The following is a 20556-nucleotide window of genomic DNA, read 5'->3' on the forward strand; positions in this document are numbered from 1 at the left end:
GGCCGCGGAGGTGACGGTGACGGTGGCGGTGTATCCGGCGCAGGACTCGGAACGGCAGCGGATCCGCAGGCGGCTCGTCGACCTGCTGCGGACCTACAGCGTGGAGGCCCAGCAGGTGGGGCACGCGTTCGCCCAGCGGCACGGCCTGCACCCCACCGACCTGCAGGCGCTCATCGCGGTACTGCACGCCGAGGGCCGCGGCGACCCGCTCACGCCCGGACGGCTCGGCGCCGCCATCGGCCTGTCCTCCGGCGCCACCACGGCCGCCGTCGACCGCCTGGAACGTTCCGGGCACCTGCGCCGCACCCGGGAGAGCGCCGACCGGCGCGTCGTGCACCTGCGGTACGGCGAACCCGGCCGGGCGCTCGCGCACGAGTTCTTCGGCCCGCTGGGCGCACGCGGCGACGCCGTGATGGACCGGTTCACCGACGCCGAACTCGACACCGTGCACCGCTTCCTGCAGGGCATGACGGACGCGCTCACGGCCCACCACCACGAGGTACGCGCCGGCGCACGTGTGGACGCCGGCCGCGCGGGTAACCGGACAGCCATGACCGATCAACCCACCGCCGAGACCCCGGAACCGGACGAGGCCGAGTCGCCCGAGCTCCCGGCCGGCGAGGACGTGCGCCCGGGCCCCGAGCAGACCGACGAGCCGAAGGCCGGTGCCACCGAACCCGCCGACTGATCCGCACAGGTCCTGATCACCCGGGACCAAGGTCCTGAAGATCACGACAAGCCTTCTTCCCCGCCCGATCGGTCCGTATGAAGGACACGGACACGACGACGGAGAAGGTGAACCATGCGTACCAGGATGATGCGCGGCGCGGCGGTGCTCGGTGCGGCGGCGGTGGCGCTGCTGGCAACCGCGACCCCGGCCTTGGCCCACGAGAAGTGGTTCGTGCCGGACCCGGCCGGCTACGCCGCCGACTGGACGTTCCTGGCCCGGCCGGTCACCCTGGCGCTGGTGCTCGCCGTGGTGGTGGCGGCGGTGGTCTGGCGGTACGTCGCGGTGCGGCTGCTGCCCACCCCGGAACTGCCCGCCCTGAGCTTCGCCGGCCGCCTGGTGCCGTACGTACCCCGCCTGCTCGCCCTCCACCTCGGCGTGTCGTTGCTGGCCGCGGCCGTCTCCGGGCACTTCCTCACCCACGACCTCGACGTCGAGCACCTGGCCGGCGGCGGCGCCGTGCTGCTGCTCGAAGGCGCCCTGGGCGTCTGGTTCATCACCGGCGTCCGGCTGCGCCCGGCGGCCGTCGCGCTGGCCCTGGCCGGTCCGCTGGCGTTGCTGGTCACCGGCCCGGTCGGCCTGCTGTCCGCGATGGACCTGCTGGGCGTGGCGGTCTTCCTGGCCTTCGTACCGCCGTCGGACGCCCCGTTCGGGCGGGTCGAGCCGGACCCCGCGGTGCTGCGGCGGGCGCTGCTCGCGCTGCGGCTCGGCGCCGGCGGCGCGCTGATCACCCTGGCGTTCGCGGAGAAGCTGGCCAACCCGGCGCTGGCCCGCGAGACGGTCCGGCTGTTCCCGCAGCTCGACGTGTTCGCCCTGGTCGGCATCGACCTGCCGGCCGACCACTTCGTCGCGGTCGCCGGCGCCACCGAGCTGCTCTTCGGCCTGCTGGTCATCTCCGGTGCGCTGCCCCAGGTCGCGGTGCTCGTGGCGGGCATCCCGTTCAACGCCACGCTGCTGCTGTTCGGCGGCACGGAGCTGCTCGGTCACCTGCCCGTCTACGGCGTCTTCCTGACCCTGCTGGCGTACGGCTCGAACCGGGAGACCGCGGCACTGGTCCGCTGGCTCCCGCCGGTACGCCGGCTGCTGCGCCGCCCGGCGCTGGTCGCCTGACCCCGGCGGCGGCGTGCCCCGGCGCGGCCCGCCGTTAACCTCCCGGGCCGGTCCGCCTCGCGTCGCAGGTGGTGCCGGGACCGCCGACGCCCGTCCCGGTCCCGGTCATCCGGCGTTCCGATTCCATCGGCGCGAGGTTAAGCGACCGGAGTCGATGTGTTGAGTCGCCGGTCACCGCGGCGCCGGAAACGCCCGGTCCGCCATTCACACGCGCCGCCCAGGCTGAGCCACCATGACGAGGCTCAATCGACGCACGTTCGTACTCGGCGGGATGGTCACCGCCGGAGCCGTGGTCCTCCCGTCGACCCGCGCCGCGGCCGCGGCGCCCTATCCGTTCAAACTCGGTGTCGCCTCGGGCGAACCGGCCGCCGACAGTGTGGTGCTGTGGACCCGGCTGGCGCCCTTCCCGCTCAACGCCGACGGTCTGGGCGGCATGCCGAACGCCGACGTCGCCGTGGATTGGCAGGTGTCCACGTCGGACCGGTTCGGCACGCTGGTCGCTTCCGGCACCGCGACCGCCCGGTACGCCGACGCCCACACGGTGCACGTGGTGGCCGGCGGGCTGAACCCGGACGCCGAGTACTACTACCGTTTCCGGGCGCAGGGGCACCTGTCCGCGGTGGGCCGGACCCGTACCGCCCCGGTCTCCGGCGCCGCCGGCCGGGACCTGCGGATGGCGTTCGCCTCCTGCGCACACTACGAGTCCGGCTACTTCACCGCGTACCGGCGGATGGCCGAGGACCGCCCGGATCTGGTCCTGCACCTCGGCGACTACCTCTACGAGGACGCGGCCACCGCCGGGTCGGTCCGCGAGCACGCCGGCGGCGAGACCGTCTCGCTGGCCGACTACCGGCGCCGGCACGCGCAGTACAAGGCGGATCCGGACCTGCAGGCGGCGCACGCGGTGGCGCCCTGGCTGGTGGTGCCGGACGACCACGAGGTGGAGAACAACTACGCCGGCACGCTGCGGTCCGGCAACAGCCCGTCGCTGACCGCCGCCCAGTGGACCGCCCGCCGCACCGCCGCCTACCGCGCCTACTACGAGCACATGCCGCTGCGCCCGGCCGCCGCACCGTCCGGCGGCCGTCTCGGCCTGTACCGGCGGGTCCGCTGGGGACAGCTCGCCACGTTCCACATGCTCGACACCCGGCAGTTCCGCGACGACCAGGCCTGCGGCGACGGCTGGCAGGTCTGTGCCGCCGCGGACGCCGCCAACCGCACCCTGACCGGCGCGGCGCAGGAGGCGTGGCTGCTGGACGGGCTGGCGCAGCGCGCCGCCACCTGGGACGTGCTGGGCCAGCAGGTGTTCTTCGCCCGCCAGCTGAACAGCGCCGGGGCGGCCAACATGGACGCCTGGGACGGCTACCGCGCGGCCCGGTCCCGGATCCAGCAGGGGTGGCGCGACCGCGGGGTGCGCAATCCGCTGGTGCTGACCGGTGACGTGCACCAGGGCTGGGCGAACGATCTCAAGGCCGACTACGCCAACCCGAACTCCGCCACCGTCGGCACCGAACTGGTCTGCACCTCGATCGCCTCCGGCGGCGACGGGTCGGCGACCACCACGGTCCCGAACCGGGCCACCAACCCGCACTCGCGGTTCTACTCGGAGCGGCGCGGTTACACGCTCACCACGTTCAGCCGGACCCAGGTACGCGCCGACTTCCGGGTCGTGCCGTACGTCCGGGAGCACGGCGCGGCGGTCTCCACGGCCGCGTCGTTCGTCATCCTCGACGGCCGCCCCGGCGTCCAGACCAGCTAGGAGCGACCATGTCAGCCGGAACGTCGATGATCACCGCGGTCGCCCTGGCCGCGACCCCGGTCACCTGGGTCACCGCGAACAGCGTCGCCACCGGCGACCAGGACGGTCCCGCCGTCGCCGCCAACCGCACCGGGCACGTCGCCGTGGTGTGGCAGGACGACCGGGACGGCACCGCACCGGGCGACGACACCCATTCGGAGATCTATCTGCGGCTGTTCCGCAACGGCGCGCCGGTGCACGAGCGGAAGCTGTCCGCGGGCGGCACCGGCGGCGCGAAGTGGCGGCACGTCACCCCGGACGTCGGACTGGACGACCGGGGCAACGCGGTGGTGGTGTGGGCCGACGACCCGGACGGCAACGGCGTCTTCAACGTGCCGTACCGGGTGGTGTCGCCGACCGGCGCCGTGCTCGCCTCCGGGCGGGCGAACGCGGACAGCGCGGGCAACCAGATCCGGCCCCGGGTCGCGGTCGACCCCGACGGCACCCCGGGCGACGCCGCCGCGGTCGCCTTCACGGTGGTCTGGGAAGACGTCCAGGGCACCGCGCTGCGGGTCAGGGCCGCCGGGTGGACCGGTGCCACCCGCAAGGTGTACGAGGTGACGGCGAGCCAGACGACCGGCGCGCATCAGCGTCCCGACGTCGGTGTCTCGGCCGCCGGTGACGCCACCGTGGTCTGGGAGGAGGACGCCGGCGGCGACGGTTCCGACGACATCGGCCTCACCCGGCTGGCCCGCGCGAACGGCGCGGTGACGCTGAGCCGCCGGACCGGCAACGCCATCGCCGGCGGTACGCAGGGACGCCCGGCCGTCGCGGTCAACGTCGCCGGGGACGCCGTGCTGGCCTGGGAGTCCGGCCACCCCGGCGGCGCCGGGGTGTGGGCCCGGTCGTTCACCGCCGCCGGTACGGCCCGGCACGCCGAGGTGCCGGTCTCCACCGGCGCCGGGGCGCGGCAGCCGTCGGCCGGCCTGGACGACCAGGGCGAGGCGGTGGTCGGCTGGACCGTCGCCGGGGCGGACGGGTGGGTCCGCGGCCTGAACCCGGACGGCAGTGGCACCGGGCGGCTGCCCGCGCAGCTGACCGCCCGCAACGCCGCCGGCCGCCAGGACGAGCTGGTGGTCGCGGTGTCGCCGTGGGGCGAGATCGCGGTCGGCTACACCGACGACGCCGACGGCAACCTGATGGACCAGGTGGTGCTCGGTGTGGGCGCCACCAACGACGCGGCCACCGGTACCGCCCTGACCGACCCCGCGCTGCTGGTCTGAGGACCGGTCAGCGGACCGGGCCGATCGCGGCCGGCCCGGCGGTGAGCTGGAACTCCCGCCGGGCCTCCGCCACGGTGACCAGGGCCCGCACCAGCGGCAGGGCCCGTTCCGCGGCCTCCCGGCCGGCCTGGATGAACTCGGCGATCCGGGACAGCTCCCAGAACGCGTACGCGTCCACCTCGGGCGACAGCACCAGGTCCGCGTCGCGTTCCAGCCGGTCGATGCCGCCGGGCTGCAACGTGCCGGTGGCCACCAGGATCTGCAGCAGGGTCCGGGGACGCCGCCGCGGCAGCGGGCCGGAAACGTCCACCGCCACCACGATGTCGGCGCCCAGTTCGCGCGCCAGCCCGGCCGGCACCATGTCCGCCAGGCCGCCGTCCACCAGCACCATCCCGTCCCGGTCGACCGGCGGGAACACTCCCGGGATCGCGGAGCTGGCCAGCACGGCGGTGGACACCGGCCCGTCCCGGAGCACGACCCGGCGCCCGGTGGTCAGGTCGCAGGCGATCGCGGCGAACGCCAGGTTCAGCGCGTCGAACCTCCGGGCGTCCAGCGCGTCGTCCAGGAACCGGGCCAGCCGGGCGGTGTCGAACAGCGCGCGCCGGCTCATCGCCGGGCGGACCAGCTTCTTCCAGTGCAGCGACGCCGCCAGCGCGGTGATGTCGGTGGTACTCATCCCGGCCGCGTAGAGCGCGCCGACCAGGGCCCCGGCGCTGGAGCCGGTGACCACCGCGGGCACGATGCCGGCCCGGTGGAAGACGTCCAGCACGCCGATGTGCGCGGCGCCCCGGACGGCGCCGCCGCCCAGTGCCAGGCCGATCCGGATCGGTGCGGCGGGCGGTGGCGCGGCCCGGTGCGGGCCGGTGTCCGGCTGCGATGTCGGTTCCATCCGGACAGCCTCCGTCGGCGCGGTCCCCGGCCACAAGCCGACCCGGTGGCACGGTCGCGGTGAACCGAAACCGCTGACCCGCTGTGAACTCTCGAAAGCACCGCGTAAACAGCGGCAGCGCCGACGACAGTGGGGACCGACATGACGAGCATGCTGGAGCAGCGCACGACCGGCACCGCCAAGCCGCCGTCCTGGTGGGAGCGGCAGGGTGACCTGATCATGCGGCGGCCGTTCAACGAGTGGACGTTCACGCACATGAACTGGCTGATGCCGGCCGAGCGGGTGGCCCGGGGCGGCGGGTACCGGCCGTTGCCGGCCGACCCGCGGGCGCTGGACCTGACGTACCGGGTGGACGGCCGCGAGTACACCGTGGCCGACCTGCACCGGCGCACCTTCACCACCGCGTTCGTGGTGCTGCACCGCGGGGCGGTGGTGCACGAGTCGTACCCGGGCGCCTGCGCCGGGCCGCGGTCCCGGATGCAGTTGTTCTCGGTCTCCAAGTCGGTGACCTCGATGCTGTTCGGCATCGCCCTGGCCGAGGGCGCGATCGGCGACGTCGGGGACCGGGTGACCGACTACCGGCCGGACTTCCGGGGCACCGCGTACCACGACACCACGCTCGCCGAACTGCTCGACATGACCAGCGGCGTGGGCGACCTCGAGGTGTGGGACACACCGGACAGCGGCATCAAGCGGTTCGAGCGGGCCGTCCTGGGCGGCGGGGACGTCGCCGCCGTGGTCCGCGCCGCGCCGCGCACCGCGCCGGCCGGGGAACGCTTCAACTACTCCACCTTCGACGCCCAGATCCTCGGCTGGGTGATCGAGGCGGCGACCGGTAAGACCCTGGCCCGGTACGCCGCCGAGCGCCTGTGGAGCCGGATCGGCGCGGACCACGACGCGTACTACTGGCTGACCCGGGCCCGGCCGCGCACCGCGCTGGGCGCCGGTTCGTTCAACGCGACCGCCCGGGACCTGGCCCGGCTCGGCCTGCTGATGGCCCGGGACGGGGTGGTCGCGGACCGCCAGGTGGTACCGCGCGACTGGGTCCGGCGCAGCCGCGGCAGCGACCTGCCGCAGCTGCGGGTCGGTGCGCTCGGGCCGAGCGGATACCCGCACTACGGGTACGCGAACCAGTGGTGGACGCTGGGCGACGGTGCCTTCACCGGGGTCGGGGTGCACGGGCAGTACCTGTTTGTCGATCCGGCCGCCGACGTGGTGATCGTCAAGTGCAGTGCCTGGCCCACCCAGGACGACGAGGCACGCGACACCGAGACCGTCACCGCACTGCGCCGGATCGCCGATCACCTCGCCGGCCGGAACGCGCCGGCCCGGACGACTACCATGTGAGCAGCGGGCAACGCCGGAAAATCCTCTCGATCAGGCCGGATATCCGCAGACCGCGGGGAACCGGGCACCGAATTGCCTATGCTCGGGGTGAACCGGTACGACCGCCGGTGAAACGGGGGCGCAGGGAGTGACGCGCGTATGACGGATCGTACGTTTGCGATCCTCTCGCCGTTCGTCGGCGGTGACTACTACGGCGCCATCGTCGCCGGGGTCAACGCCGCCGCGACGGTGCGAGGTGACGCCGTCATGGCGTTGCAGACGCTCGACCCGGGTTCGTACAGCGCGGACATCAGCGGTCTGCCCGACTTCCGCCGGCCGGTGTCGTGGTCCCGGGTGGCCGGACTGATCCTGCTGCCCGGCGCCGTGCACGGCGACTACGCCCGCGCGGCGCGCCGGGCCGGCAAGCCGGTGGTGCTGGTCGGGCACGAGGTGGTCGGCGGGGACTGCTCGTCGGTGCTGGTGGACAACCGGGCCGGGGTCCGCGAGGCGGTGGCGCACCTGGTCGCGCACGGCCACCGGCAGATCGCGTTCGGCGGCAACCTCACCCACTTCGATCTGCGGGAGCGGCACGAGGGCTATCGGGAGGGCCTGTTCGCGCACGGCATCACGCCCCGGCCCGACCTGCTCTTCGACCTGGCGGACAACCACGAGAGCGGCGGCGAGGTGGTCGCCGACGCCCTGATCCGGGCCGGCATGCCGGCCACGGCGGTGGTACTCGGCACGGACCGCAACGCCATCGGCCTGATCCGGCGGCTCGGCGCGGCCGGCTTCGAGCTGCCCCGGGAACTCGCCGTGGTCGGCTTCGACGACATCGCCGACGGGATGTACCACCACCCCAGCCTGTCCACCGTCCGCCAGCCGCTGGACCAGGTCGGCGCGGCCGCCCACGCGCTGGTCCGCGCGCTGGCCGAGGATCCGGGCATGGCGCAGCGGACCCAGCACGTGCCGGCCCTCTTCATGCAGCGCGACTCGTGCGGCTGCCCGGGCGGGGCTCTGCCGGTGTCCGAGGCGCAGACCCGCGCCCTCTTCTCCGACGTGCAGTACCTGCAGACGACGCTGAACATCCAGTACGAGCTGAGCATCGAGCTGCTCGGATCGCACGAGCGGGAGCCCCGGGCGCTGGCCTGGCTGGGCAGCACTCCGGCGGTGGGCGGCTGCCTGGGGCTGTGGCCGCCGGACGCCGACCCCGCCGACCCGGACCCGGTGCTGGACATCGTGGGCGAGTTCCGCACCGGTGGCGAACCGCCGGAGGCCATCGGAATGTCCGTGCCGGTCAGCGAGTTCCCGCCGCCCGGTCTGTCCGAACTGGCCGACGGCTCGGCCGGCGACATCGTGTTCGTGGTGCCGGTGAAGAGCGCGGCCCGGGACTGGGGCGTGCTGGCCGCGGTCGGCCGGATCCAGGCGAGTACGCCACCGGGCCGCGAGATGATGAACCACTCCGGTGCCCTGCTGGCCGCCGCGCTGGACCACGACGCCATGGTGCAGGCCCTGCGGGAGAAGGAGGAGGGGCTGCGCAACGCCGCCCTGCACGACCACCTCACCGGCCTCCCGAACCGGGTCCTGCTGGCCGACCGGCTGCGGCAGGCCGGCCTGCGCGCCGCGCGGCAGCCCGATCACCGGTTCGCCGTGCTGCTGCTCGACCTCGACGGGTTCAAGGCGGTCAACGACTCCCTCGGCCACGCCGCGGGCGACCAGTTGCTGGTGGAGGTGGCCGGCCGCTTGACCGGGCTGCTGCGCGAGTCGGACACGGTGGCCCGGCTCGGCGGCGACGAATTCGTGGTGCTGCTCGACGGCGTCAAGGTGCCGGAGGGGCCGCTGCGGGTCTGCAAGACCATCCAGGCCGCTCTGGTCGAGCCGTTCCTGATCGACGGCCGCGAGGTCGAGGTGGGGGTGAGCATCGGCATCGCGTCGTCGTCCGCCGGCGCCTCCGACCCCGACCACCTGCTGCGCGAGGCGGACGCCGCGATGTACCGGGTGAAGTCCTCGGTCCGCCGCCGCTGACCGGGACTCACTCCGCGCCGGTGAACGCGTCGTACCGCACCCGGGTCGCGGGCACCCCCATCTCGGCCAGCCGGTGCAGCGTGGCCTGCACCATCGGCGCCGGCCCGGCCACGTAGAAGTCGTGGTCGCGCCATGGGCCGTGCCGGCCGACCACCTCGCTGATCGGGCCGTGCTCCCCGGGGAAGTCCGGGTCGTCGCTGGCCGCGCGGACGATCGAGAGGTACGGGTACCGCGCGGCGATCCCGTCCAGGTGCGCCCGGTCGTAGAAGCCGTCGCCGCGGCGCTCGCCCCGGAACAGGTGCACCCACCGGGTCCGGTTGTACCGGGTCAGCTCGTCCAGCATCGCCTTCACCGGGGCGAGTCCGGTGCCGCCGGTGACGAACACGACGTCCCGGCGCGAGTGCGGGTCCAGCGTCATCGACCCCATCGGCGCGGCCAGCCGCAGCATGTCGCCCGGCCGCAGGAGCCGGACCAGCGCACTGGACACCCAGCCGCCGGTGTCCCGGACGTGGAAGTCCAGCGTGCCCGCCGGCCGGGGCGCGTTCGCCACCGAGTACGTGCGCCACAGCCGCGGCCGGTACCCGCACTCGACGCTCAGGTACTGCCCGGCCCGGAACCGCAACGGCTGCAACGGGCGGCAGGTGAACACCGCGACGTCCGGGCCGCGCCGCTCGTGACTCAGCACCTCGGCGTGCCAGTACGGCGGGTCCGTGTCGTCCGCCGCGCCCGCCGTCATCCGGTCCGCGATGAAGTCGTACACGTCGTTCCAGGCCTGTTCGTGCACCCCGGTCCAGTCCTCGCCGGCGTGGTGCCGGATCGCCTCCAGCAGGGCCGTCTTCACCCGGCCGAAGTGCTCCGGCCGGACGTGGTACTTGCGGTGGTCCCGGCCCAGCGCCCGCAGGTACGCGTCCACCCGCTCCCGGTCGCCGAACGTCCGCACCGCGGCCACGATCGCGCCCACCAGCCGTTCCCGCTGGACGTCCATGTGTACCGGGAACAGGTCCCGCAGCTGCGGATCGTCGAGGAACAGCCGGGCGTAGAACCGCTCGGCCACCCGGTCCCGGCGGTCGTCCACCAGCCCCCAGCTCTCCCGCAGGACCGTCGCCAGATCGCCCATGGGATCAGCGTCATCGAGCCCGGCCGGACGCGGCGCACGCGCTGTGCGATCCGGCGTCGTCGGCAAGGATGGAGGCCGGGCCGCCCGGGTCCGGTGGGGGGAGACCGCTCATGATCGGCAAGGCCGTGTTCCCGGTGGAGCCCTGGCAGGTGCGCGAGGCGTCGTTCGACGTCGACCTGCTGGCCCAGACCGAGTCGGTGTTCGCGCTCGCCAACGGCCACGTCGGGGTGCGCGGCAACCTCGACGAGGGCGAGCCGCACGTCATCCCGGGCACCTACCTGAACTCGTTCTACGAGGAACGCCCGCTGCCCTATCCGGAGGGCGGGTACGGCTATCCCGAGCAGGGACAGACCGTGGTCAACGTCACCAACGGCAAGCTGATCCGGCTGGTCGTCGACGACGAGCAGTTCCACGTCACGCACGGGCGGCTGCTGGCCCACGAGCGGGTTCTGGACCTGCGCGCCGGCGTACTCCGGCGCAGCGTCGACTGGGTCTCGCCGGCCGGCCGCCGGGTGCGGATCCGCAGCACCCGGCTGGTCTCCTTCACCCAGCGGTCGGTCGCCGCGGTGGCGTACGAGGTCGAGGCGGTCGACCACGAGGTACGGATCACCGTGCAGTCCGCGCTGGTGGCGAACGAGGCGCAGCCCGGGACGTCGGCCGACCCCCGGGTCGCCGCCGCGCTGGACCGGCCGTTGCAGGCGGTGGAGCAGGACCAGGAACAGCACGGCGCGGTGCTGCTGCACCGGACCCGGTCCAGCGGGCTGCTGATGGCCGCCGGGATGGACCACGTGGTCGAGGCGCCGGCCGACTTCGACGAGGAGACCGACGTGCGCCCGGACTGGGCCCGGACCACCGTGGTGACCGTGCTGCGCCCCGGCGAACGGCTGCGCCTGGTCAAGTTCCTCGGCTACAGCTGGACGTCCAGCCGCTCCCCGCAGGCGGTCCGGGACCAGGCCGCGGCGGCGCTCACCGGCGCCCGGTACGCCGGCTGGGACGGCCTGTGCCGCGAGCAGCGGGCCTACCTCGACGACTTCTGGGACGCCGCGGACGTGGAGATCGACGGCGACGCGGTGCTGCAGCAGGCGGTCCGGTTCGGCCTGTTCCACGTGCTGCAGGCGGGCGCCCGCGCGGAACGGCGGGCCATCCCGGCCAAGGGCCTGACCGGACCGGGGTACGACGGGCACGCGTTCTGGGACACCGAGGGTTTCGTGCTGCCGCTGCTCACGTACGTCCTGCCCGGCGCCGCCGCGGACGCCCTGCGCTGGCGCCGGTCGATCCTGGACCTGGCCCGGCAGCGGGCCCGTACGCTCGGCCTGTCCGGCGCCGCGTTCCCGTGGCGGACCATCCACGGCGAGGAGTGCTCCGCCTACTGGCCGGCCGGCACCGCGGCGCTGCACCTGAACGCGGTGATCGCCCGCGCGGTGGAACGCTACCGGCAGGTCACCGGCGACCTCTCGGTGGAACGCGACTGCGGCCTGGAGATCCTGGTGGAGACGGCCCGGCTGTGGACGTCGTACGGGCACCACGACGCCGCGGGCGTCTGGCACGTCGACGGCGTGACCGGGCCCGACGAGTACAGCGCGGTCGCCGACGACAACGTCTTCACCAACCTGATGGCCGCCGGGAATCTGCGGGCCGCCGCCGGCGCCTGCGACCGCCAGCCCGGCGCCGCGGAACGCCTCGGGGTCCGGCCGGACGAGATCCGCGCCTGGCTGGCCGCCGCGGACGCGGTGCACGTGCCGTACGACGAGCGCCTCGGTGTGCACGCCCAGTCGGAGGGCTTCACCCGGTACGCCGCCTGGGACTTCGAGGCCACCCGCGACCAGCGGCCGCTGATGCTGCACGCGCCGTACTTCCAGCTCTACCGCCGGCAGGTGGTCAAGCAGGCCGACCTGGCGCTGGCCATGCACTGGTGCCCGGAACCGTTCACCGCCGAGCAGACCGCCCGCAACGTCGACTACTACGAACGCATCACGGTGCGTGACTCGTCGCTGTCGGCGTGCACCCAGTCGGTCATGTGTGCCCAGGTCGGCCACCTCGAGCTGGCCCACGACTACGCCTGGGAGGCCGCCCTGGTCGACCTGCGCGACCTGCACGCCAACACCCGCGACGGGCTGCACATGGCGTCGCTGGCCGGGGCCTGGTCCACCCTCGTCGAGGGCTTCGGCGGCCTGCGTGAACGCGCCGACGTGCTGGCCCTGGCGCCGCGGCTGCCGGAGGGCATCGACCGGTTGCGGTTCCGGCTGCGGCACCACGGTCTGCGGCTGATCGTCGACGCCGACCACCGCACCGCCCGGATCACGCTGCACGGCGACCCGGGCGGGCGGCTGACCGTCCTGCTCTACGACGAGCGGGTCGAGGTGACCGTGGCGGAGCCGGTGGAGCGGCCCGTCGTGCCGATCAAGCCACTGCTCGGCGTTCCGGAGCAGCCTCCCGGCTCCGCCCCGCACCGGCACGGCGTCGACCCCTGACCCGGCGCCGGCATGCCGGTGGGCGGCACCCGATGGGTGCCGCCCGGTCGGCGCGACCCGGTCACTGGAGCCAGGGCAGTCGCTGCACCAGGGGGAGCCGGGCCCAGAACCGGCCCAGGCCGAGGGTGTTGCCGGCGGTGGTGAGGGCGAGGACGATCAGGACACCGGCGTAGATGAGGTGGTCGTCCATGAACGGGTTGTTCTCGGGCGGCAGCACCGCGGTCCACATGGCGACCAGCAGGACCGATCCGGCGACCGCGGCGACGCGCACGCCGATGCCGAGGATCAGGGCGGTGCCGATCGCGGCGAGGCCGGTCATGAACAGCCAGTCGGCCCAGGTGGCGCCGGCGAAGCTGCGGTAGAAGTCGGCGAAGGGTCCGGCGACGGCGTTGCCGAGGAAGCCCTTGGTGGGGCTGCCGCCGTTGATCCAGGCGTTCTTCTCCGGGGTGGCGAAGCCGAGCCCGAACAGCTTGTCGATGAAGGCCCAGAGGAACACCCAGCCGAGCGAGAGGCGCAGCGCCGCGAGGGTATAGCGGGTGGCCTTGCTCCGGGTGGTCTCGGTGACGGTCGCTCCGGCCGCGCCGATGGTCACCATGCTGCCGTCGCGCTCGGTGGTGATGTGGCTGTCGGAGGTGGGGAACTGGGTGGCGGTCATGGTGTCCACGTCCTCTCGTGTCGTCGTGGCACCTCTATTTCATCCGCCGCGCCTCCCGGTGATCAGTGCCGGCGTACCGGTCCTGACGGGACCTTCGGCCCCCGGGCGCCGGGACCGTCAGTCCTCAACCTCGACCACCTGCCCGGCGTCCAGCCGGGGCGTCGGCGCCGGGCCGGCGTGCTCCGGGTCGCCGTGGCCGAGGCGCACCACCAGGTACGGGAAGCCGAGGTCGCCGAGCATGTGGCGGAGCGCCTGGCGGGTGAACGGGACCTCCACCGGGCTGCTGATCGGCAGCACCGTGACCGTGTTCCCGGCGGCGGTCAGCCACAGCGCGCTGAGTGCCTCGCCGGCCCGCAGCCAGTCGCCCGGTTCGTCGCCGGCGCCGTACAGCACCGCGTACGTCGCCGCGGTGTCGTGCCCGGCGCCCGCCCGGAGCGTGCCCGGGGCGGGGAACTCCCGCTCGGCGACCGTGGTCTGCGGCGGTTCGGCCGGAATCGCGCTGCCCGGGATGCCGGTGCCCGCGGGCCGGTCGCCGCCGACCCAGTCCGCGGTCTCGGACCGCAGGTCGTCGTCGCCGGCCTGGGCCTTCTGCGCCTGTTCTACCAGCACCGCCAGCTCGATCACCTGGTCGGAGTTCAGCACGTGGGTGCGGATGCCGGCGGTGCCGGCCGCGGCGATCAGCGGCTGCACGGCGTCGTCGGTGAGCGGTTCCTCGGTGACGGTGCGGCGGTCGGTCCGGCGTACCCGCATCATCTGGACCAGCCGCACGGCGGCCAGGTCGGTCGCGCCGTGTGCCTCGGCCCGGATCACCGCGAGCGGCTCGCCGGCCGGCCGGTCCACCCGGTGGGTCCAGCCGTCGGCGGCCAGCGCCACCCGGGCGTGGTGCAGCGCGGTGCCGCAGCTCAGCAGCATCATCCGGCCCTCCGGGTCGCCGGTGCGCAGCTGCCGTCGGGTGGCGGCGTGCAGTTCGAGCGTGTCGGCCCGCACCACCCAGCGCCACGGCTGGGTGTTGTGGATCGACGGGGCGTGCCGGGCCGCGTCGGCCGCCTGCATCAGTGCCTGCTTCGGCGCCGCGTGGGCCGCCGTCTCGCCGCTCATGTGTGCCTCCGACTGACGTGGGTGGTACCGCTTCACCCTGTCATCAACGACGGGCCGGCGCGAGCAGGGACGCTTGCCATGTACCCCCGGGGGGTATAAGTTTCCGGGCGGAGGTGGCGAGGATGCGACACGGCGACGACAGCCACGCGGGCCCGACGCACCACGGAGAACACGACGGGCGGGCCGGTCACGACCAGCACGCCGGGCACGATCCGGAGGTGTTCCGGCGGAAGTTCTGGCTGAGCCTGGCGCTCACCGTGCCGATCGTGCTGACCAGCCACATGGTGATGGACTGGTTCGGCTACACCCTCGACGTCCCGGGCGCCGACTGGGTCGGGCCGGTGCTCGGCACCGTGGTCTTCGTCCACGGTGGCCGGCCCTTCCTCGCCGGAGCGGTCCGGGAGATCCGCGACCGCGCGCCGGGCATGATGCTGCTGATCTCGATGGCCGTCACGGTCGCGTACGCCGCCTCGCTCGCCACCAGCCTGGGCCTGTTCGACCTGGACTTCTGGTGGGAACTGTCGGCCCTGGTCACCATCATGCTGCTCGGCCACTGGCAGGAGATGAAGGCGATCGGCCAGGCCCAGGGCGCGCTGACCGCGCTGGCCGCGCTGCTGCCGGACGACGCCGAGCGGCTGGTCGGCGACGGTGCCGGCGACAGCGGCGGCGGGGTGCTGGAGCGGGTGCCGGTGGGTGCGCTGGCCGTCGGCGACACCGTGCTGGTGCGGTCCGGCTCCCGGGTGCCGGCCGACGGGCGGATCGTGGACGGCGCCGCGGAACTCGACGAGTCGATGATCACCGGCGAGTCCCGGCCGGTGCCGCGCGGGGTGGGGGACCGGGTCGTGGCCGGCACCGTGGCCACCGACTCGGCGGTCCGGGTGCGGGTCGACGCGATCGGTGCGGACACCGCACTGGCCGGGATCGGCCGGCTGGTCGCTCAGGCGCAGGCGTCCGGCGGGCGGGCCCAGGCGCTCGCGGACCGCTTCGCCGCCTGGCTGTTCTACGTCGCGGTGGCGGCCGCCGTGGTCACCGTCGCGGCCTGGACGGCACTCGGCGAACCGGAGCAGGCCGTCGTCCGTACCGTCACGGTTCTGGTCATCGCCTGCCCGCACGCGCTCGGCCTGGCCATTCCGCTGGTGATCGCGCTGTCCACCGCGGTGTCGGCCCGGGCCGGCATCCTGGTCAAGGACCGGCTCGCGCTGGAACGGATGCGCACCGTCGACGCCGTGCTGTTCGACAAGACCGGCACGCTCACCCGGGGCCGGCACACCGTCACCGCCGTGGCGGCGGCCGGTGGCGCCACCGAGGACGAGGTGCTGCGGCTGGCCGGGGCGGTCGAGGCGGACAGCGAGCATCCGCTGGCCCGGGCGCTCGCCGGCCTCGCCCACCGGCGGGGGCTGCGCGCCACGGCCACCGGCTTCCGGTCGCTGACCGGGCGCGGGGTGCGCGCCACGGTCGACGGCACCGGGTACGCGGTGGGCGGCCCGGCGCTGCTGCGGGAGCTCGGCGCCGTCGTGCCGGACGCCCTGGCCGGCCCGGCGGTGGACTGGTCCCGGCGCGGCGCCGCGGTCCTGCACCTGGTGCGGGTCTCCGGCCCGGGGGCGCCCGCGGTGCTCGGCGCGTTCGGTCTGGAGGACGAGATCCGGCCGGAGGCGCGGGCGGCGGTCGACGAGCTGCGCCGGCAGGGGGTGGGCACCCTGGTCCTGATCACCGGCGATGCCCGCCCGGTCGCCGAGGCGGTCGCCGCCGATCTGGGTCTGGACGAGGTGTTCGCCGAGGTGCTGCCGGCCGACAAGGACCGGGCGGTGGCCGGCCTGCAGGCCCGCGGGCTGACCGTGGCGATGGTCGGCGACGGGGTGAACGACGCGCCGGCCCTGGCCCGCGCGGACGTCGGCCTGGCCATCGGCGCCGGCACCGACGTGGCGATCGAGTCGGCGGGCGTGGTGCTCGCGTCGTCCGACCCGCGCGGGGTGCCGGCGGTGATCCGGCTGTCCCGGGCCACGTACCGCAAGATGGTGCAGAACCTGGCCTGGGCGGCCGGCTACAACGTGGTGACCATTCCGCTGGCGGCGGGCGTGCTGGCCGGGGCCGGGGTGTCGCTGAGCCCGGCGGTGGGTGCGGTCCTCATGTCGGCCTCGACCATCGTGGTAGCGCTCAACGCCCAGCTGTTGCGGCGGGTCCGGCTGACCGGGGAGCGTCACCCGAGCGGAAAAAAGCCGCGAATCTGACCCATCCGCCGATCGTCGTCCCCCGAATCTCTACTGAATTGTCCTTTTAGTGGCTTCCGCGGAAGCCCAGCATTCGGGGGTTCGACATGAACGTACGGAGCAGGATCGGCGCGACGGTCTTCGGCGTGGCGGCGCTCACCGCCGGCCTCGCCGCACCGGCGCAGGCACACGACGACCACGGCGGGCACGGCGGGCACGGCACGACCGGCGTCCAGGTGGCCGTCGACAATCGCACCACCATCGCGTTCGCGCAGCTCGGCAGCCTGAACAAGTCCCGCGCCCACGGCATCGCGACGGTGCAGGTGCGGGGCACCAAGGTCGACGTCCGGCTGGTGGTCACCGGCCTGTTGCGCCGCGCCCCGCACGCGATGCACTTCCACGCCGGGGCGAAGGGCAAGTGCCCGACCGGGCGCGCCGACAGCAACCGGGACGGCGTGGTGAGCGTGACCGAGGGGCATCCGTTCTACGGCGGCGTGGTCACGTCGCTGACCACCTCCGGCGACACCAGCCCGAAGAGCGCGCTGGCGATCGACCGGTTCCCGACCGCCCCCAAGGGCGCGGTCGTCTACGAGCGGCAGCTCACCGTGAGCGCGGAGGTGGCGTCCAAGATCCGTAAGCGCAACGCGGTGCTGGTGGTGCACGGTGTGGACAGCAACCGCAGCGGTGCCTACGACGGGTCGCTGAAGAGCGACCTGGACCCGTCCCTGCCGATGGAGGCGACCGCGCCGGCCGCCTGCGGCACGATCAACCCGCTGGTCACGCTCTGACCACGGTCGCCCGATGACACCCGGCCCGCCGCACCGCGCGGCGGGCCGGGTCGGTCAGCGCTTCCAGAACGCCCGGCGGTCACCGGTCGCCGGACCGGTGCCGTCGGCGAACGCGGTGAGCACCTCGCGGGCCCGGCTCCACCGGGCCGCCAGGTCGTCGTCGCCGCCGAGGTACGCCACCAGCGCCCGCAGCGGTTCGTATGCCGCGTCGGCCAGGCCGCCCACCAGCACGGCGAGGCGGGCCAGCAGGTCGTCGAGCAGGTCGCGCCGTTCGTACGCCGGACGGTCCTCGGCCTCGGCCAGCCGCCGCGCCTCCACTCCGGCGAGCGCACGCACGTCCGCCGGCGACGGTGCCGCACCGGCCGTCCCGCCACCGCCGCCGCCGCGCATCAGCGACGCCGACGAGGGCACCGCGGCGAACGTCTTCGCCGCACCCACCCCGGACCCGGCCTGTGCCCGGACCGGCGCGAACGAAGGCCGGGTCGGCGGCATCCCGGCCGGTGCCGCAGCGGCCGGCGGGGGCATCGGCGCCGCCGACGCGGCGAGCCGGAACGCGGGCGCGGCGTCGGCCGGCGGCTGCCATCCGGACGGCAACTCGACCGGCTGGGTGACCCGCCGGGGCGTGCCGCCCTCGTGGACCACCCGGGTGTCCACCGCCACGTAGGCGGTGAACCGGCACAGCACCCCGAACCGCAGCGACGTGTCCACGATGGTCTTCTCCAGGCCGGTGTCACCGGCCGCGTACCGGTCCTCCAGATCGCGCAGCCGGGCCCGTGCCCACTGTGCCGTGACCGCCGGCTCGGCCCGTTGCCGCACCGCCACCGTGGTGCGGAACGGCTGGTCGTCGCGGGTCCGCCCGGTCACCGTGAGGGTGCCGGCCGGGGCGCCGGTGTAGCGGCCGGACACCACCAGCGGCACGCCGGGGTAGAGCCCCGGCAGCCGGGCCGGGCTGCGCTCGTCGTCGGCCGGCGTGAACCCGTCGGCGCTGACCGTCAGGTCGGTGACCACCGGCGCGCCGATCCGCCGGTGGATCCGCTCCATCGCCTCGTCCAGCCGGTCCTCGCTCTCCACCAGCTCGGTGCGGCCGGCGCCGAGCGCGGCCAGCCGGGCCAGGAACCCGGCGTTGACCGCGCGGTCGATGCCGATGGTGTGCACCCGGGTGGTGCCGGCCAGCGGCGTGACGTCCCGCAGGATGTGGTCCTCGTTGCCCACCTGTCCGTCGGTGACCAGCACCAGCACCCGGTCGCGGGTGGAGTCGGCGAGCAGCGTCAGCCCGTCGTGCAGCGGTGCGAGCAGGTCGGTGCCGCCCCGCGCGGTGGCCCGGGACAGGTGCTCGACGGCCCGGAAACGGTTCCGGTCGCTCGCCTCGACCAGCCCGCCATCCAGGTCGTCGGGCCGCTCGACCTGGTGGTCGAAGGTCCGCACGGCGAACCGGTCGGCCGCGGTGAGCGTGTCGACGATGCGGGCGGCGGCGCGCCGGGCCGCGACCATCTTCCAGCCGCCCATGCTGCCGGAGCGGTCCAGCAGCAGCACCACGTCCTTCGGCCGGGCCGCCGCGGCGCCGGCCGGCGGCACGACCGTCAGCTGGTACGTCCCGGTCTCCGGGGCGTCCGGGTCCGGCACCGCGATCGCCGTCTCGGAGGCCGCCGCGTACGCCAGCCGCAGAATGAAGTCCCGGTCCGCCTTCTCGCCCGGGGCGATCGCCAGGTGGCCGCCCTCGGTGGTCACCGTGTGCAGGCTGGACCGTACGCCGTCGAGCGTCAGCCCGGCCGGGTCGACGTCGACCTCGACGGAGAGCCGCAGCGGGTTCGGGAAGCCGGGCAGCAGCACCGGGGGAGTGATCCGCGAGGCGTCCGGCGTCAGGTCGGTGTCGGGGGCGCGCCCCTCGCCCACCGCCGGCCCGGGCAGCGGGGTGCCGGGTACGTAGCGCGGCGCGACCACCAGCGGGAACCGGTACGTGGCGGCGTCGTCCTCGTAGGGCAGCGGGCCCACCAGGCGCAGCTCCACGGCCACCCGCTCGCCGGCGACGAGGTTGCCGACCCGGATGGTGAAGACGTCCGGGCGTTCCTCCTCCGCGATGGACGCGCGCTGCCCGGCCTCGATCGCCCGGTCGTACGTCTCCCGCGCCGCCCCGCGCTCCCGCAGGTCGGCGGAGACCGTGCGGCCGTCCGCGGTCATCGTCATGCCGACCACCGCGGCCCGGTCCGGCAGCGGGAAGATGTACGTGGCCTCCAGCGCGGTGTCGTGCACGTTGACGAACTCGGCGGTCACCACGGTGCGCGCCACCAGGCCGGTGATGTGCGCCCGCACGTCGAGCCGGTCGAGCGGCAGGTTGCCCCGGTCGGTGTGCAGGGCGCCGAAGCCGCCGTCCGGCAGGATCCGGATGCGGCCGAGCTCTCCCGGGCCCATGGGGGTAACGGAGAGGGTCATGACGGGCTCCCATCATCGGGGTTCAGCAGTCCACGGTCGGCGAGCAGGGCGATCAGGGGGCGGGCGGCTTCGGCGAGGGCGGCCCGGTCGGCGGCGGTGGGCACCCCGGGGAACACCAGGATCGCCCCGCCCCCGAGGGCGACGCCACCGAGCGGCCCGGCCGGCGGCCCGGCCCGGCCCGCATCGGACCCGCCACCGCCCGGCGACCCGGCGGCGGCCGGAGCGGCAGCGGCGGGAGCAGCGGCGGCGGCCGGGGTGGTGGCGGTGGGGGCCGGGGTGGCGTCTGCCTGGGCTGCGGCCGGAGCCGCGGCGGCCGGGGCGGAGGCGGTCCAGAAGCGGGTCCGGGCCGCCGCGGTCTCCGGCTCCGGGCCACCGGCCGCCAGCAGGTCGCCGGGCACCCGGGCGACCTCGATCAGCGCCGCGTCGCTCGCGCCGGCCAGTTCGGCCTGGATCTCGGCAAGCGTGCGCCCGGCCGCCTGCCGCCGTTTCAGAGCGACCAGTTGCAGCAGGTGCCGCGGCCCGTACAGCGCGGACCGGCCGCGCATGCCGAGCGGCCGGTCCACCAGGCCGGTGGTGGTGTACCACCGGATCGCGCGCCGGTCGGGCAGGTCGCGGACCCGGCCGTTGGGTGCGCCGGGATACTCCGCGGCCAGCGCGCGGCCGACCCGGTCCACCAGCTCATCCAGCGTCCACAT

At 74.6% G+C, this 20556-nt stretch carries 15 protein-coding genes; 9 read left to right on the forward strand and 6 right to left on the reverse strand.

Annotation, left to right across the window (positions count from 1 at the left end; all coding sequences use genetic code 11):
- The first annotated feature begins 16 nt into the window (after positions 1 to 16).
- From LDL48_RS14070 to LDL48_RS14085, 4 genes are all read left to right on the forward strand, one after another.
- On the forward strand, positions 17 to 688 hold the full coding sequence (locus LDL48_RS14070; RefSeq protein ID WP_225255540.1) for a MarR family winged helix-turn-helix transcriptional regulator: 672 nt from the start codon (positions 17 to 19) through the stop codon (positions 686 to 688).
- A gap of 114 nt (positions 689 to 802) precedes the next feature.
- Positions 803 to 1837, forward strand: coding sequence for a hypothetical protein (locus LDL48_RS14075; protein ID WP_225255541.1), 1035 nt, complete (start codon positions 803 to 805; stop codon positions 1835 to 1837).
- A gap of 232 nt (positions 1838 to 2069) precedes the next feature.
- Positions 2070 to 3596, forward strand: a complete 1527-nt coding sequence (locus LDL48_RS14080) for an alkaline phosphatase D family protein (RefSeq protein ID WP_225255542.1) — start codon at positions 2070 to 2072, stop codon at positions 3594 to 3596.
- A gap of 8 nt (positions 3597 to 3604) precedes the next feature.
- Positions 3605 to 4858, forward strand: a complete 1254-nt coding sequence (locus tag LDL48_RS14085; protein WP_225255543.1) for a hypothetical protein — start codon at positions 3605 to 3607, stop codon at positions 4856 to 4858.
- Between the two features lie 7 nt (positions 4859 to 4865).
- On the opposite strand, the gene LDL48_RS14090 is transcribed toward LDL48_RS14085, so the two are convergent.
- A complete protein-coding gene (locus tag LDL48_RS14090; RefSeq protein WP_225255544.1) occupies positions 4866 to 5747 on the reverse strand; it encodes a patatin-like phospholipase family protein in 882 nt (293 codons plus the stop codon).
- A 141-nt stretch (positions 5748 to 5888) separates the two neighbouring features.
- Here LDL48_RS14090 and LDL48_RS14095 point away from each other — a divergent pair, with 141 nt between their 5' ends.
- Positions 5889 to 7094, forward strand: a complete 1206-nt coding sequence (locus tag LDL48_RS14095; RefSeq protein ID WP_225255545.1) for a serine hydrolase domain-containing protein — start codon at positions 5889 to 5891, stop codon at positions 7092 to 7094.
- A 138-nt stretch (positions 7095 to 7232) separates the two neighbouring features.
- Positions 7233 to 9095, forward strand: a complete 1863-nt coding sequence (locus LDL48_RS14100) for a diguanylate cyclase domain-containing protein (RefSeq protein ID WP_225255546.1) — start codon at positions 7233 to 7235, stop codon at positions 9093 to 9095.
- Positions 9096 to 9102: 7 nt separating this feature from the next.
- On the opposite strand, the gene LDL48_RS14105 is transcribed toward LDL48_RS14100, so the two are convergent.
- Positions 9103 to 10212 carry a globin domain-containing protein gene (locus LDL48_RS14105; RefSeq protein WP_225255547.1) on the reverse strand — a complete coding sequence of 370 codons (1110 nt, stop codon included), beginning with the start codon at positions 10210 to 10212 and terminating at the stop codon, positions 9103 to 9105.
- Between the two features lie 110 nt (positions 10213 to 10322).
- Between LDL48_RS14105 and LDL48_RS14110 the strand changes: the two genes are divergently transcribed.
- Positions 10323 to 12683: a glycoside hydrolase family 65 protein gene (locus LDL48_RS14110; RefSeq protein WP_225255548.1), complete on the forward strand. Its 2361-nt coding sequence runs from the start codon at positions 10323 to 10325 to the stop codon at positions 12681 to 12683.
- 61 nt (positions 12684 to 12744) lie between these two features.
- Here the strand turns inward: LDL48_RS14110 and LDL48_RS14115 are convergent, their stop codons facing one another.
- Positions 12745 to 13278: a DoxX family protein gene (locus LDL48_RS14115; RefSeq protein ID WP_225255709.1), complete on the reverse strand. Its 534-nt coding sequence runs from the start codon at positions 13276 to 13278 to the stop codon at positions 12745 to 12747.
- A gap of 177 nt (positions 13279 to 13455) precedes the next feature.
- The gene (locus tag LDL48_RS14120; RefSeq protein WP_225255549.1) at positions 13456 to 14436 is read right to left on the reverse strand and encodes an Acg family FMN-binding oxidoreductase; all 981 of its coding nucleotides are present in this window, start codon (positions 14434 to 14436) and stop codon (positions 13456 to 13458) included.
- Between the two features lie 122 nt (positions 14437 to 14558).
- On the opposite strand from LDL48_RS14120, the gene LDL48_RS14125 reads away from it, so the two are divergent.
- Positions 14559 to 16664 carry a heavy metal translocating P-type ATPase gene (locus LDL48_RS14125; protein ID WP_225255550.1) on the forward strand — a complete coding sequence of 702 codons (2106 nt, stop codon included), beginning with the start codon at positions 14559 to 14561 and terminating at the stop codon, positions 16662 to 16664.
- Positions 16665 to 16750: 86 nt separating this feature from the next.
- On the forward strand, positions 16751 to 17431 hold the full coding sequence (locus LDL48_RS14130) for a hypothetical protein (protein ID WP_225255551.1): 681 nt from the start codon (positions 16751 to 16753) through the stop codon (positions 17429 to 17431).
- A gap of 54 nt (positions 17432 to 17485) precedes the next feature.
- Here LDL48_RS14130 and LDL48_RS14135 read toward each other — a convergent pair whose 3' ends face one another.
- Together LDL48_RS14135 and LDL48_RS43470 are read right to left on the reverse strand one after the other, a co-directional pair.
- On the reverse strand, positions 17486 to 19861 hold the full coding sequence (locus tag LDL48_RS14135; RefSeq protein WP_225255552.1) for a VIT domain-containing protein: 2376 nt from the start codon (positions 19859 to 19861) through the stop codon (positions 17486 to 17488).
- Complete coding sequence (locus LDL48_RS43470; RefSeq protein ID WP_255628151.1) at positions 19858 to 20556, reverse strand: MerR family transcriptional regulator; 699 nt, start codon at positions 20554 to 20556, stop codon at positions 19858 to 19860. Before LDL48_RS43470 ends, LDL48_RS14135 begins: the two co-directional genes overlap by 4 nt.

This window comes from Jidongwangia harbinensis, from assembly GCF_020216025.1.
Classification (GTDB): Bacteria; Actinomycetota; Actinomycetes; order Mycobacteriales; family Micromonosporaceae; genus Actinoplanes; species Actinoplanes harbinensis.

What these genes read in the sequence shown, in the direction of transcription:
- LDL48_RS14075 (WP_225255541.1), top strand. Translation starts at nt 803, where the DNA reads ATGCGTACCAGGATGATGCGCGGCGCGGCGGTGCTCGGTGCGGCGGCG.
- LDL48_RS14080 (WP_225255542.1), top strand. Translation starts at nt 2,070, where the DNA reads ATGACGAGGCTCAATCGACGCACGTTCGTACTCGGCGGGATGGTCACC.
- LDL48_RS14085 (WP_225255543.1), top strand. Translation starts at nt 3,605, where the DNA reads ATGTCAGCCGGAACGTCGATGATCACCGCGGTCGCCCTGGCCGCGACC.
- LDL48_RS14090 (WP_225255544.1), bottom strand. Translation starts at nt 5,747, where the DNA reads ATGGAACCGACATCGCAGCCGGACACCGGCCCGCACCGGGCCGCGCCA.
- LDL48_RS14095 (WP_225255545.1), top strand. Translation starts at nt 5,889, where the DNA reads ATGACGAGCATGCTGGAGCAGCGCACGACCGGCACCGCCAAGCCGCCG.
- LDL48_RS14100 (WP_225255546.1), top strand. Translation starts at nt 7,233, where the DNA reads ATGACGGATCGTACGTTTGCGATCCTCTCGCCGTTCGTCGGCGGTGAC.
- LDL48_RS14105 (WP_225255547.1), bottom strand. Translation starts at nt 10,212, where the DNA reads ATGGGCGATCTGGCGACGGTCCTGCGGGAGAGCTGGGGGCTGGTGGAC.
- LDL48_RS14110 (WP_225255548.1), top strand. Translation starts at nt 10,323, where the DNA reads ATGATCGGCAAGGCCGTGTTCCCGGTGGAGCCCTGGCAGGTGCGCGAG.
- LDL48_RS14115 (WP_225255709.1), bottom strand. Translation starts at nt 13,278, where the DNA reads ATGGTGACCATCGGCGCGGCCGGAGCGACCGTCACCGAGACCACCCGG.
- LDL48_RS14120 (WP_225255549.1), bottom strand. Translation starts at nt 14,436, where the DNA reads ATGAGCGGCGAGACGGCGGCCCACGCGGCGCCGAAGCAGGCACTGATG.
- LDL48_RS14125 (WP_225255550.1), top strand. Translation starts at nt 14,559, where the DNA reads ATGCGACACGGCGACGACAGCCACGCGGGCCCGACGCACCACGGAGAA.
- LDL48_RS14130 (WP_225255551.1), top strand. Translation starts at nt 16,751, where the DNA reads ATGAACGTACGGAGCAGGATCGGCGCGACGGTCTTCGGCGTGGCGGCG.
- LDL48_RS14135 (WP_225255552.1), bottom strand. Translation starts at nt 19,861, where the DNA reads ATGACCCTCTCCGTTACCCCCATGGGCCCGGGAGAGCTCGGCCGCATC.
- LDL48_RS43470 (WP_255628151.1), bottom strand. Translation starts at nt 20,556, where the DNA reads ATGTGGACGCTGGATGAGCTGGTGGACCGGGTCGGCCGCGCGCTGGCC.